Below are 13,198 nucleotides of genomic sequence, written 5' to 3' on the forward strand. Positions count from 1 at the left end.
TAAATGAACAGGTTTTAGAAAAAATAGTATTTAATATTTATGACGCAATTTCCATGCGCTTCAATAAATTTTTACTCAGCGTATGTTCTGCATAATCCTTATCAATTGATAAAACTTTATCATCAGAACTTGGCAATTCGTACATAGCATCTGTCAAAATTGCTTCGCATAACGAACGCAATCCACGTGCTCCTAATTTATATTCTAAAGCTTTGTCTACAATAAAATCTAAAGCTTCATCAGTAATACTGAATTCTACTTCATCCATCAAAAACAGCTTCTGATATTGTTTTACCAATGCATTTTTAGGCTTCGTTAAAATGGCACGCAATGTTTCTCTGTCTAAAGGATCCATGTGCGTTAAAACCGGTAAACGGCCAATAATCTCCGGAATTAAACCAAAATCTTTAATATCTTTTGGAATAATATACTGAAGCAGATTGTCTTTGTCGATATTGTCTGTGTTCTTAGAAGTAGAATATCCAACTGCCTGACGGTTTAGACGTTTTGAAATAATACGCTCAACACCATCAAAAGCTCCTCCGGCAATGAAAAGAATGTTTTGTGTATTTACCTCAACAAATTTCTGATCCGGATGTTTACGCCCTCCTTTTGGCGGTACGTTTACAACCGTTCCTTCTAATAATTTCAATAATGCCTGTTGAACACCTTCTCCGGAAACATCACGTGTTATCGACGGATTATCGCTCTTACGGGCAATTTTATCAATTTCGTCAATAAAAACAATTCCTCTTTCGGCTTTTGCTACATCATAATCAGCTGCCTGCAACAAACGTGTCAAAATACTTTCAACATCTTCTCCAACATATCCGGCTTCTGTAAGCACAGTTGCATCAACAATTGCCAAAGGAACATCTAACATTTTTGCAATAGTTTTGGCTACCAATGTTTTTCCTGTTCCTGTTTGTCCCACCATGATGATGTTACTTTTTTCAATCTCTACTTCATCGTCTAATTGCTGCTGCATTAAACGTTTGTAGTGATTGTAAACCGCAACCGACATTACTTTTTTAGTCTGGTCCTGACCAATTACATACTGATCCAGAAAGGCTCTTATTTCTTTTGGCTTCTTTAAAACAAGATCACCAGCCAGTTTTGCACTTCCACTGGACTTTAATTCTTCAAGTACGATTCCGTGTGCCTGTTCAATACACTTATCACAAATATGGGCATTGATACCAGCTATCAATAAATTAGTTTCTGGCTTTTTTCTTCCACAAAACGAACATTCTAATACTACTTTTGCCATTCTTTATTTAAGTTACTAAGCTGCAAAGATACTAAGTTTTGAGTTTTTTAAATTAAAACTTTAAAACTTAAATCTTTACAGCTTAACATTTTTTGTTTAAAGTTTAAAGTTTCAGATCCCCCGAAGCAACTTGAAACCTGAAACCTGAAACTAATTTTTAGCTTCTTCTTAATACTTCGTCAATCATTCCGTATTCTTTTGCTTCGTCAGCTTTCATCCAGTAATCACGCTCACTGTCTTTGTGTACTCTTTCAAAAGACTGTCCTGAATGCTGCGAAATGATGTTGTATAATTCATCTTTCAGTTTCAACATCTCGCGTAAGTTGATTTCCATATCTGTTGCAACACCCTGTGCTCCTCCCGATGGCTGGTGAATCATAACTCTTGAATGAGGCAGAGCCGAACGTTTTCCAGCTGCTCCTGCACATAATAAAACGGCTCCCATAGAAGCTGCCATTCCTGTACAAATTGTAGCCACATCCGGTTTGATGTATTGCATTGTATCGTAAATTCCAAGACCTGCATAAACGCTTCCTCCCGGAGAGTTTAAATAGATTTGAATATCTTTTGAAGCGTCAGCACTCTCCAAAAACAATAACTGAGCCTGAACGATATTAGCAATCTGATCGTCGATTCCTGTTCCTAAAAAGATAATTCTGTCCATCATTAATCTTGAAAAAACGTCTAACTGAGAAATATTCAACTGACGCTCCTCTATAATATATGGAGTCATGTTTGTCGGGTTCATCGCCGCCACGATTTTGTCATAGTACATTGCGTTTACTCCCTGGTGCTTTGTAGCAAATTTCTTGAATTCTTTACCGTAGTTCATATTTTTAGTTTAAAGTTTGAAAGTCAAAAGTCATAAAGTGACTTAATCCGATAAAACAAAGTTCATACCTTTTTCTAAAGGATGCCAATTTGTCTGAAAATCTTTCTCTTGTTTCAGGTTTAAAGTTTCAAGTTAAATACAGACAACGTGAAACTTAAAACTTTCAACAAAAAAAGAACGTCAATAGAAGAAAAACTTCCATTGACGCTCAAATATAACTTTTTTTATCTTTCAGTTTCTGTAATAAAATCTTAATTTTTAAAATCACGTTAATGAAGTATGCTTCTTAACTTTCGACTTTACAACTTTCGACTTTCAGACTTAAATTTATTCTCCGTAAGAAGCGGCAATAAATTCTTCGTAAGTAACCTCTTTTGTTGTCGGATTTGCTTTTTCCTTAAATACATCTAACAATTTGGCTGCTACAACCTGCTCAGAAAGTCTTTTTACCTCATCCTGATTAGATAAAACTCTCGCTACAATTCCTTCTACTTCTTCTGTAGTTGGATTTGTTTGTCCAAACTGAGCCATTTGTTGTCTGATCGCGTTTGATGTAAAAGCTTTCAAATCTTCAAAAGTAATTTGAATATTGCTTTGAGCTAATGCTTTTCCTTCGATCAATTGAAAACGTAAACCTTTTTCAGATCTTGCGTATTCAACTTCTGCTTCTTCTGCAGAAAGTTTTTTCTCTCCAACAGTCTGCAACCATTTTTTAAGGAATTCAGCAGGTAAATCGAATTTTGTGTTTTCGATTAAGAAATCCTGAACATCCAATAATAATTTTTGATCAGCCTGCTGTGCAAATTGCGCTTCAGCATCCTCTTTAATTTTAGCTTTCAAATCTTCTAATGAAGCTACTTTTCCTTCACCAAAAAGTTTATCAAATAACTCCTGATTTAGTTCAGCTGGCTCAGAAACATTGATTGCTTCAATTGTAAAAGCTACATCAACTGCTAAATCATGTACATTATCGTGAGGAACTTTTAAGTAATCCATTAATTGATGATCGTCTTCAAATAAACCTTTTGTGTTTACAGTCACTACATCACCAACTTCTTTACCTACAAATAAATCGGCTGTTTTTTTATCTTTAAAAACTGATAATGAAAAAGTTGTTTTGTTTTCAATTCCGTTTTCTGCATTTACGAAAGTTCCTGTAACATCAGCATCAGATGTGATTTTTTCAACTGGATTTGCTTTTCCGAATTGTTTTTGGATACGCTCAACTTGTCCGTCGATTAATTTATCATCAGCAGTAACGATATATTTTACGATATTGTTTTTTGCTTCTAAGTCAATTTCGAAATTTGGCACTAAACCAATTTCGTATTCGAAAGTTAATTCTTCAGCATCCCAATTAAAATCTTCGTTTACTTTTGGAAGTGGAGTTCCTAAAAGATTTAGTCTTTCAGACTGAATATAACGCTCTAAAGCCAAATCAACTACTTTTTTAATCTCTTCCTGCTTAATAGCTTTTCCGTACTGTTTTTCAACAAGATCTTTAGGCACTGCCCCTTTTCTAAATCCTTTTACCTGAGCTAAAGGCATTTTTTCGTTTATTCTTTTTGCTACCTGACCTTTGTAATCCATATGAATAACGTTCATTACAATTGTCTCATTAACAGCGTCTATTGCTACTCTTTTAATATCCATCTTCTTCTTTAATTTACATAATAAAATTGGGTCGCAAAATTATAAAATTTTTGCAACCCAACCAAGTTTTTAATGTATTGTATTTGAAGCAGTTTTAACCTGCTTTGGTTTCCTTCTTATTTATCGTCTCCTAATATTTTATATGTGATAGACTGAAGAATTGACAGAATAACACTGAATACTAATGCTGTCCAGAATGAATCGACTGCAAAACCACCTACAATTTTAGTACACAACAAAATAATTATGGCATTTATTACCAATAAAAATAAGCCAAGCGTAACAACTGTTACAGGAAGTGTCAATACTACCAAAATCGGCTTTATAAAAACATTCAGCAATCCCAAAACTACTGCAACAATGACAGCCGTTCCAAAACTGGCAACAACAACACCACTTAATAAATTAGACAACAACAAAACCAAGGCAGCGGTTACAAGAAGTCTGAGTAATAATTTCATAGTTTTTCCAGTTTAAAATTTATTTAAAAGTACTAAAATTTTCATCATTTTAATTATTCCTTTAAAAATGTAGCGGTAAGCTCAAAAAACATTTTAGGGTTTTCAGCATGAAGCCAGTGCCCAGCACCGGGAATTGTTTCTAATTGTAAATTTGGGAAATGCTCCTTTATTGCATCAACATCTGAATCTAAAATATAACCCGATTCTCCGCCACGAATAAACAATGTCGGTTTATCAAAAACCAACTCCTCTGGCAGCGGTTTCCCAATAGCATCCAGATTGTTATTGAAAACTTCAAGGTTAAAACGGAAAGCCAATTGACCTGGCTCTTTCCAATATAAATTTTTCAACAAAAACTGACGTGTTCCAAAATCAGTAACATATTGAGAAACTATTTCTTCAACATCCGCACGGCTTGGTTTTACCGAAAAATCAACTGCGTTTAATCCTGCCAAAATATCCTGATGATGCTGTTTGTAAAATTTAGGACCAATATCTGCCACAATAAGTTTATCTACAATTTTAGGATGCGTTGTAGCGAAAAGCATTGCTACTTTTCCACCCATCGAATGTCCTAAAATATCAATATTTGTTAATTGATTTTCTTGACAGTATTCGTAAACATCCTGAACCATAGCCTCGTAACTCCACTCGTCTGAATGAAAGCTACGACCGTGATTTCTTAAGTCTAAAATATGAATCTGAAATCCGGCTTCGACATATTGTCCGGCAAGTGTTTTCCAGTTATCAGACATCCCAAGAAAACCATGCATAATAATGAAAGGTTTTCCTTCTCCTTCTATTTTTGAGTATAACATTATATTAAATTTTAAAACTTTTACAAATGTAAAAAGTTATTTATTAACAGAATAACAATAATGTTATGATAAATAATTTATTAAAAAAAAGTTTACAATTTTATAGCCATTCATGTCCTGCCAATAATTGAAAATTGTATATTCGCACTCTAAAATTTTGAATTTATCCGTTTAATTAAAAATCAACTCATGATTAAAAAATTATTTTTACTATCCGTAATTATTTCTCAACTTACAATTTCATGTTCCAGTGATGACAACAATGAAAATTCATCAGAGCAAACACTAGAAGAACAAATTGCTAACATTATTAAACAACCTTACTCTAAATTAACTCCTACAGAGCAAAAAGTTAAACTAGAGGCTGAAGCTAACGAAATGCTTGTTCAGTTAGACAAAACCAAAAAACTAAGTGCAATTGATGCTATTGAAAATTTAAGCAGATTATTAGGCATTAATTCTGTTGATATTTTCGGAGGAAAAAACGGTAATGAAGTAGAAGACATTTTAAATGTTTCTGGTGTATATGGTATTTACACTTGGAATAATACTCAAAAAATATGGATAAAAACAACTTCATCTACTGAATTAAAATTTATTTTTCCTGCTAAAGAATCACTAACTATAAACAACGCAACTTTATCTACAAAAAGCACATCTTCTGACATAAAAGTAAATATTACAGATACTTACGGAAATTATTTTTATAATGATGAAACCGGAGAATATGAAATTACAGACGATGTAAATGATCAAATCTTTTTGCCTGCATCAGTTGATGCCGTTTTAACAATTGACAATACTCCAGCAGCTACATTTACACAAACTGCAAAATATTCTAACGGAAAGGAAATACCTAATGAATTTGCATATAAAATGGCATTAAGTGAAGGGTATAGCTGGGAAATGAGTGGTGTTAAAGCAACTAATAACACTTCAAAAGCTACCCTTACATATAATGGAAAAAATTTACTTTCATTCAATGCAGGAAGCACAGCAAGCATTGATGATTTATTAAATGATGATCAATTAACTCAATACAGAGGAAAAGCAAATGGTTTGGTACAAATCTTAGACAATTTTGTTATTGTTGCTGATATGGATTTAGCTACTGCCGCATCAGATGAAGCTGCTCTAGAAAATACCGTAAAATATCCAGATTATCCAGATTATGAAAGTGCCAATGCTAATTTCAAAGCATACTATACAGCTTTAAACACATACCGCCAAAAACATTCTTCAGGAAGTGCAGCCAGTTTCAATAAGAATTCTAAACTAATCTTAGTATCTAAAAAGGATGGTACTAAAATAGCTGACATTGTTGTACGCTCAGAAAAATCAACTGATTCTTACACATTTAACTTACCTTTATGGGTGAAATACGGCAATAGCGGATATTGGTCATGGGGTGATGGTGAAACTTTTACAGAAGAATTTTACAATGAGATTTACTACCTAAAATTCAACGACAACACTGAAGTAGAGATGAGTGTTTATTTCTCAGCAGGATTTGAAAATTTCCAAACAAAATTTGAAGATTTCATAAAGTCTTTTGAAGACTAAAACTGTTTGACAATTTAGTAAAGCCGATTTGAAGCAATTCAGATCGGCTTTATTTTTTAGGTGGCGTCGTAACAATTATTGTGCTTTGTCCATAACCAGCCCAAATACCAATTCCTCCTTTTATGTTTGATTTTAAACTTGTATTAGACGGATAAATCGGGTTCTTACTGTTTACAATTTCATTTTGCCAACTGTTCCAAAAATCCAAAGCTTCCTTAGTCTGAGTTCTTAATTTAACATAAATCAAATCTCCATCTGCGAAATAAGGCTCAAATTTTGTTTCCGGAAACAAAAGTGCTCCTCTGTTTATCTGTACAGAAACCGATGACGATGTAAAATTTTTATCATCCAGATTACCATAAAAAGAAGGCACAAAAATAGGTTCTTCCCCATCAATTTTTGTCGCTATCTGGTAATAATTTTTCTCATTGACAGGATCATCAAATTTCACAAAAACATAACCTGTAGTATCTGTCGGGCTTTTTTTTATGTATTCGGCACTTTTAAGCGAAATAGATTTCGGAATTATTGTAAGCGCTTCGACCACCCTATCCAAGTATTCGATTTTTAGAGAATATTCTTTTCCTGCCTCTCCTCTGAGCATACTGCCATAATAAACAAACGGCGGCACTCTGTTCTTGTCATTTTTTACTCTTAAGACCTCTGAAGTTTCGCCATCTGAAATTGTAATTTTTGCAGATCTTATTACATGACTTAAAACACTTGTAGAATCAATTGTACCCGTTACCGGAATACTTGTTGACAATAAAACATTTGCAAAATCGCCTTCTTCAATCCACCCCTCTACCACTATTTTAGATTCCTGACTTTGCTGAATAGAAAAATCATTATTAGAACAACTTATAACCACTAAGCCAAAAAGAAATAATAAATATTTTTTCATTCTTTTAAAATTTAAATCTCCAGCTAACAGAAGGCAAAATTCTATACAAAACTTTATTTTCCTGAGTCACCACTACTTTATCCTTGTTTTCATTCGCCTGAACATCCAAAACTACATAAATTGGATTTTCAATATTAAAAGTATTATAAACAGAAAAATTTAAAGCACTTTCTTTTTTAAACGTTTTTATAAAATAATAATTTACCGAAAAATCTGTTCGGATATAGTTGGGCATCTGTGCGTTATTGTATCCAGAATACTCCTTAACCGGATTATTATTTATAAAATACCATGAAGTTGGCATTGTAAAGCGGTTTCCTGAACTAAATATCTGAGTAACTCCAAAATTCCATCTTGAATTTAAATCGTACATTCCTACTACCGAAAGATTATGACGCCTGTCATATTTTGCAAAATAAGTCTTCCCATTATTCAGTTCATCAAAATTTCGGTCAGACCAGCTTAATGTATAACTTAACCATCCATTAAATCTCCCTTTACTTTTACGCAGCATCAGTTCAAGCCCGTATGCTTTGCCTTCGCCTACATATAAATCATTTTTTAAAGTTGTAATTTCGTTAAATTGGGTTATCCCATACGGATATTCTAATAAGTTTTTCATAGAACGGTAAAACCCGCCTACAGAAGAAGTCCATCTTTTTGATAAATTTTGATTTGAACCGATCGAAAATTCATGAGATGATTGAGGTTTTATTCCATCAGAGCTTGCAATCCAAAAATCTGTAGGGATTCCGACACTAGAAGTTGTTATCAAACTCAGATACTGATATTGTCTGTTGTACGATGCGAAGAAAGAGTATTTTTCATTGGCAAGATAATTCAATACAATACGGGGCTGAAAATGCAAGTACGAATCTGATCCCGAATTATAATAATTAATCCGAAACCCTAAGTCGGCAGTTACTTTTTCAAATAGTTTTGGTCTCGCTGTTGCAAAAATTGCAGCCTCATTTGCATTAATTATTTTTTCAGAATTATTATTAACTGTAGTCAAATTTTCAACTTTAACTTTTTGTGGTTGTAAATTGTGATAAACATACTGAAACCCTGACTCGACAGGAATGTTTTTAATTGAATACTGAACCGCATTTGTAAAACCAAAATCTTTTACATACGATGAAACATCAAACTGAATTGTAGCCTGATTCATTTTTAAATCATTAGAATACTGACTAAAATAAACCGCATTTGACATATTAACGCTGGAAGAAAATGTCGTATTCAAAGAGGGAGAAACTGTAAAATTATTCCATTTCAAATTGGTCTGCAGGGCAAGAATTTCATCTTTAATTTTTAATTCATCACCACTAACAAAAGCATCAACTGCAAGCAAATTATTTTTTGAAATTTGGGATAAAAAGGTGAAGTTACCATCAGAAAAACCATAATTCATCTCCTGAACATTACTATTTTTTGATTCTGGTTTCATTACAGGCCCTAAAATCTCATCAACATAAGTTTTCCTTCCCGAAATATAAAGCCCTGTTTCATTATTGACCGGAACCTCAAAAGTCAATTGTGAGGCTAAAATTCCAATATTACCCTGAATTCCAAATTCAGGAGGCAGCTTTTTGTTAGAATTCAAAAGAGTCGTTGAACTCAACCGCCCACCATATTTTGCATTAGAACCTGATTTGTCAAATTCGACATTTTTTATATGATCTGCATTGTAAAAGGGAAAAATTCCCAATAAATGAGACATCCCATAAACTGGACTCCCATTATATAAAATAGCATTATGACCTGGATCGCCACCCCTAACATAAAAGTAACCATTTGCATCACCGGAATTTTGTACCCCAGGAGTTAACTGCAAAATTTTTATAACATCTGTAGTTCCTAATGCCGCAGGCAAAGAAGCCAAATCTTTTAAACTGAAAGACAACTTTCCTCCTTCCAGAGTATTTATTCCGTTTTTTTTATCATTTAAAATAATTACTTCATTCAATTTCGAGATGTCATTTTCTAATACAATTGACAACACAGTATCTCTTACAGGCTTAAAATAAATTGTTTTTGAAGTAAAAACGGTATGATTAATAATTATCGTTAAATTCTCTAAAGGAACATTTTGTGAAAAATTACCAAGTGAATCTGTAATAACTTTGTAATTCTGATTATTGGTCTTGAAAGAAATATTTGCGCCAATCAAGTTTTCGTTTTCAGAAGATTTTACATTTCCGGATATTCTGACGTTAGATTGCGCCACAATTTTGGAAAAACATAACAGAAAAAAGAGGATAGCAGATTTCAATACTTGATTTTAATAAGAAAAATGCGAAAGTAAACAATTATAACCCAAATAACATCAGGTTATAATTGTTTTAATTTTAATAATTATTTCAACTTATTCAGATACATATTAACCACATTATCCAAACCGAGATAAAGTGCTTCAGAAATCAAAGCATGACCAATAGAAACTTCTAGTAATCCCGGAATGTTTTGTTTGAAAAACTGAATATTCTCCAGACTTAAATCATGTCCGGCATTGATTCCTAAACCTAATTCATTTGCCAGTTCTGCAGCTTTTACATAAGGATCAATTCCGTTTTTATTTCCTAAATCGTATTGGTATGCAAAAGCTTCGGTGTACAATTCAATTCTGTCTGTTCCTGTTTTTTTTGCCCCTTCGATCATTTCCAAAACCGGATCGACAAAAATAGAAGTCCTGATTCCGTTTCTTTGAAATTCCTGAATAACCTCAGTCAAATAAGATTGGTTTTTCATGGTATCCCAGCCAGCAGAAGAAGTTATGGCTCCAATTGCATCCGGAACCAAAGTAACCTGATCCGGTTTACATTCTAAAACCAAATCGATAAAATTATGCTGAGGATTTCCTTCTATATTGTATTCTGTTGTAACAATCGCTTTCAAATCACGTGCATCCTGATAACGGATATGGCGTTCATCCGGGCGAGGGTGAATCGTGATTCCCTGACCACCAAATTTCTGAATATCAGCAGCAACCTTTAATAAATCAGGAACATTTCCCCCACGTGCATTTCTCAGGGTAGCAATTTTATTAATATTTACACTTAACTTTGTCATTTAAATAAATTATTAATTGTGGTAACATTATATTTGTAACGACAAAAATACAAAGTAAAACGTAGCGTTTTTTGCTATTTTTTGATTATTTTGCATCAAATATCTTCAAACGACTTATGACAGAAATCACCAACTATATCACCAACGATTTTAGAGCAATCGACAGTCAGGAAAGCATAGCATCTGTTCAGGACTTTTTTGCTGATTTGAATTTTTCTCATTTTCCGGTTTTGGAAAACGGAGTTTTTATCGGAAGCATTGCATCTGATGATGCTGAAACTTTTGATACCGATAAAAAAATAACGGATTATAAATATTCTCTTGAACGTTTTTTTGCCAGAAAATCGATGATCTGGTTAGACGTTCTTGAAGTTTTTGCCAAAAATCACACTAATACAGTTCCTGTTATTGACGAAAACAATAATTATATAGGTTATTATGAGATGGAAGATATCATGAAATTTTTTCAGGAAACACCATTTTTAAAAGAACCAGGTGCCATTATTATCGTTCAAAAAGGACTTCTGGATTATTCTATGAGCGAAATTAATCAGATCATCGAAAGTAATAACGGTAAAGTATTGGGGTGTTTTGTTTCTGAAGCCAATTTAGAAAACGTACGCATTACAGTAAAAATCGGTCTGGGAGCAATCAATGAAATTATCCAGACTTTTAGAAGATATAATTATGAAATCATATCAGAACATCAGGAAGACACTTATATTAACAGTCTGAAAGAACGTTCTGATTATTTAGACAAATATCTGAACATATAAAATTAGATAATCAGTCTATTAGATAATTACTGAACGCTCTGAACATTATCTAATTTCTAATTAACTCATTATATATATTGACTCATTCTCTAATTCAAAAAAATGAAAATAGCCATTTACGGACAGTATTACCAAAACAGTACCGAACCCATTATCAAAGATATTTTTGTGTTTTTTAACACCAACAATATCGAAATGGTCATTGAGGAAAACTTTCTGAAAATGCTTTATGAGAAACAATTAATCAAAAAAGAATACAAAACATTTTCTGCAAAAACACAACTTGATGACAGTTTTGAGATGCTGATCAGTATAGGTGGAGACGGAACGATATTAAGAGCAGCCACGTTAGCCCGTAATTCCGGAGTACCGATTTTGGGAATTAATGCCGGAAGATTAGGATTTCTGGCAACAGTACCAAAAGAAAGTATTGATGGTTTTTTACAATTTGTAATTGATAAAAACTATACTATTTCTGAAAGAACTTTACTAAGCCTGACCTGCGATCCAAAAAATGATGCCATAGAAGATGATTTGAATTTTGCAATGAACGAAGTTACGGTAAGCCGAAAAGATACAACTTCGATGATTACTGTCGAAACCTATCTAAACAACGAATACCTGAACTCCTATTGGGCAGACGGACTAATTCTTTCTACACCAACAGGTTCAACAGGTTACTCACTAAGCTGTGGCGGACCAATACTAACACCTGATGTAAAAAGTCTTGTAATTACCCCGATAGCTCCGCATAATCTAAACGCAAGACCACTGGTTATACCTGACGACACCGAAATCAAACTTCGGGTTTCAGGAAGAGAAGATCAATATCTTGTTTCTTTGGATTCCAGAATTGCCTCTATTAAAAACGAATCGGTTTTAACCATTAAAAAAACCGGTTTTAAAATAAAAATGGTTGAAATTCCAGGCGAAACTTTCTTAAAAACCCTGAGAAAAAAATTACTCTGGGGAGAGGATAAAAGAAATTAAACTTTTTTACCAATTCCAGTCATACGATATTGGTACCTTTTTTCGTTCTGCCTGTATCAAATCTTTATTAAATGTCTCAAAATCATAAGGTAAATTTAAAAAAAGACACATTTAACTAAAGGAACTTTGATTCGTATTGATAATTATTATATTTGCACGCAATTCTTGAATTAGATGAAGAAAATTTTTAATTTATTATTATGTTTTTTCCCCTTTATTACACTTAACGCTCAGATAAATGAGATTGGTGTTTTTCTTGGCGGAAGCAACTTTATTGGGGATGTCGGAAGCACTACTTATATTGCTCCTGAAAAACTTGCTTTTGGTATCCTGTACAAATGGAACAAAAGCCCCCGGCATTCATACCGTTTTTCGTACACCCAGTCTTCAGTTTCAGGAAACGATTCTCAATCTGAAGAATCAAGCCGAAATCAAAGAGGCTATATCTTTAAAAACAACATTAAAGAGCTTTCTGCCGGTTTAGAATTTAATTTTTTTGACTTTAATTTACATGAATCCGACTTAAAAGTCACTCCATATATATTTTCAGGTTTAAATTATTTTAAATACGACGAACTATATGTAGAAAACGGAGTAACAAAAAAAGACAAATCGTCTGGTTCGTTCGCCATACCTATTATATTAGGAATAAAATCAAACATTAGCCGGCACTTTGTTTTAGCGGCTGAAGCGGGTGCCCGATATACTTTTACAGACAACATAGACGGAAGTAATCCTGAAAATGATTTTTATGAAGCGAATCGTTTCGGAAACTTAAATAATAATGACTGGTATGTTTTTACCGGAGTCACCTTAACATATACTTTTGGACAAAAACCTTGCTATTGCGCAGAATAAA

The 13,198-nt window shown here is 33.2% G+C and carries 12 protein-coding genes; 4 read left to right on the forward strand and 8 right to left on the reverse strand.

Annotated elements, in window-relative coordinates:
• Positions 1-37 precede the first annotated feature (37 nt).
• The 5 genes from clpX to AAEO57_RS05835 form a co-directional block, all read right to left on the reverse strand.
• The gene (clpX, locus tag AAEO57_RS05815) at positions 38-1,270 is read right to left on the reverse strand and encodes an ATP-dependent Clp protease ATP-binding subunit ClpX (protein WP_341690460.1); all 1,233 of its coding nucleotides are present in this window, start codon (positions 1,268-1,270) and stop codon (positions 38-40) included.
• Positions 1,271-1,427: 157 nt separating this feature from the next.
• On the reverse strand, positions 1,428-2,102 hold the full coding sequence (gene clpP, locus AAEO57_RS05820; RefSeq protein WP_035685605.1) for an ATP-dependent Clp endopeptidase proteolytic subunit ClpP: 675 nt from the start codon (positions 2,100-2,102) through the stop codon (positions 1,428-1,430).
• A gap of 327 nt (positions 2,103-2,429) precedes the next feature.
• The gene (locus tag AAEO57_RS05825; protein WP_341690466.1) at positions 2,430-3,755 is read right to left on the reverse strand and encodes a trigger factor; all 1,326 of its coding nucleotides are present in this window, start codon (positions 3,753-3,755) and stop codon (positions 2,430-2,432) included.
• A 116-nt stretch (positions 3,756-3,871) separates the two neighbouring features.
• Positions 3,872-4,216, reverse strand: coding sequence for a phage holin family protein (locus tag AAEO57_RS05830; protein ID WP_341690468.1), 345 nt, complete (start codon positions 4,214-4,216; stop codon positions 3,872-3,874).
• 53 nt (positions 4,217-4,269) lie between these two features.
• Positions 4,270-5,034, reverse strand: coding sequence for an alpha/beta fold hydrolase (locus tag AAEO57_RS05835; protein WP_341690470.1), 765 nt, complete (start codon positions 5,032-5,034; stop codon positions 4,270-4,272).
• A gap of 189 nt (positions 5,035-5,223) precedes the next feature.
• Between AAEO57_RS05835 and AAEO57_RS05840 the strand changes: the two genes are divergently transcribed.
• The gene (locus AAEO57_RS05840; protein WP_341690472.1) at positions 5,224-6,597 is read left to right on the forward strand and encodes a hypothetical protein; all 1,374 of its coding nucleotides are present in this window, start codon (positions 5,224-5,226) and stop codon (positions 6,595-6,597) included.
• A 49-nt stretch (positions 6,598-6,646) separates the two neighbouring features.
• Here the strand turns inward: AAEO57_RS05840 and AAEO57_RS05845 are convergent, their stop codons facing one another.
• From AAEO57_RS05845 to AAEO57_RS05855, 3 genes are all read right to left on the reverse strand, one after another.
• Entirely contained in the window at positions 6,647-7,501 is an 855-nt protein-coding gene (locus AAEO57_RS05845; RefSeq protein WP_341690474.1) for a DUF4249 domain-containing protein, read from the reverse strand.
• Between the two features lie 4 nt (positions 7,502-7,505).
• Positions 7,506-9,731, reverse strand: coding sequence for a TonB-dependent receptor plug domain-containing protein (locus tag AAEO57_RS05850; RefSeq protein ID WP_341690476.1), 2,226 nt, complete (start codon positions 9,729-9,731; stop codon positions 7,506-7,508).
• Positions 9,732-9,859: 128 nt separating this feature from the next.
• Positions 9,860-10,573 carry a pyridoxine 5'-phosphate synthase gene (locus tag AAEO57_RS05855; protein ID WP_341690478.1) on the reverse strand — a complete coding sequence of 238 codons (714 nt, stop codon included), beginning with the start codon at positions 10,571-10,573 and terminating at the stop codon, positions 9,860-9,862.
• 116 nt (positions 10,574-10,689) lie between these two features.
• On the opposite strand from AAEO57_RS05855, the gene AAEO57_RS05860 reads away from it, so the two are divergent.
• The 3 genes from AAEO57_RS05860 to porG all read left to right on the forward strand — a co-directional run bounded on the left by AAEO57_RS05860 (position 10,690) and on the right by porG (position 13,197).
• A complete protein-coding gene (locus AAEO57_RS05860; protein ID WP_341690480.1) occupies positions 10,690-11,349 on the forward strand; it encodes a CBS domain-containing protein in 660 nt (219 codons plus the stop codon).
• Positions 11,350-11,451: 102 nt separating this feature from the next.
• Positions 11,452-12,339: an NAD kinase gene (locus tag AAEO57_RS05865; protein WP_341690482.1), complete on the forward strand. Its 888-nt coding sequence runs from the start codon at positions 11,452-11,454 to the stop codon at positions 12,337-12,339.
• Between the two features lie 174 nt (positions 12,340-12,513).
• Positions 12,514-13,197, forward strand: a complete 684-nt coding sequence (gene porG, locus AAEO57_RS05870) for a type IX secretion system protein PorG (protein WP_341690484.1) — start codon at positions 12,514-12,516, stop codon at positions 13,195-13,197.
• Position 13,198 lies beyond the last annotated feature (1 nt).

Origin of the sequence: Flavobacterium calami (assembly GCF_038290035.1) — a bacterium.
Classification (GTDB): Bacteria; Bacteroidota; Bacteroidia; order Flavobacteriales; family Flavobacteriaceae; genus Flavobacterium; species Flavobacterium calami.

What these genes read in the sequence shown, in the direction of transcription:
- AAEO57_RS05845 (WP_341690474.1), bottom strand. Translation starts at nt 7,501, where the DNA reads ATGAAAAAATATTTATTATTTCTTTTTGGCTTAGTGGTTATAAGTTGT.
- clpP (WP_035685605.1), bottom strand. Translation starts at nt 2,102, where the DNA reads ATGAACTACGGTAAAGAATTCAAGAAATTTGCTACAAAGCACCAGGGA.
- AAEO57_RS05865 (WP_341690482.1), top strand. Translation starts at nt 11,452, where the DNA reads ATGAAAATAGCCATTTACGGACAGTATTACCAAAACAGTACCGAACCC.
- clpX (WP_341690460.1), bottom strand. Translation starts at nt 1,270, where the DNA reads ATGGCAAAAGTAGTATTAGAATGTTCGTTTTGTGGAAGAAAAAAGCCA.
- AAEO57_RS05855 (WP_341690478.1), bottom strand. Translation starts at nt 10,573, where the DNA reads ATGACAAAGTTAAGTGTAAATATTAATAAAATTGCTACCCTGAGAAAT.
- AAEO57_RS05835 (WP_341690470.1), bottom strand. Translation starts at nt 5,034, where the DNA reads ATGTTATACTCAAAAATAGAAGGAGAAGGAAAACCTTTCATTATTATG.
- AAEO57_RS05830 (WP_341690468.1), bottom strand. Translation starts at nt 4,216, where the DNA reads ATGAAATTATTACTCAGACTTCTTGTAACCGCTGCCTTGGTTTTGTTG.
- AAEO57_RS05825 (WP_341690466.1), bottom strand. Translation starts at nt 3,755, where the DNA reads ATGGATATTAAAAGAGTAGCAATAGACGCTGTTAATGAGACAATTGTA.
- porG (WP_341690484.1), top strand. Translation starts at nt 12,514, where the DNA reads ATGAAGAAAATTTTTAATTTATTATTATGTTTTTTCCCCTTTATTACA.
- AAEO57_RS05860 (WP_341690480.1), top strand. Translation starts at nt 10,690, where the DNA reads ATGACAGAAATCACCAACTATATCACCAACGATTTTAGAGCAATCGAC.
- AAEO57_RS05840 (WP_341690472.1), top strand. Translation starts at nt 5,224, where the DNA reads ATGATTAAAAAATTATTTTTACTATCCGTAATTATTTCTCAACTTACA.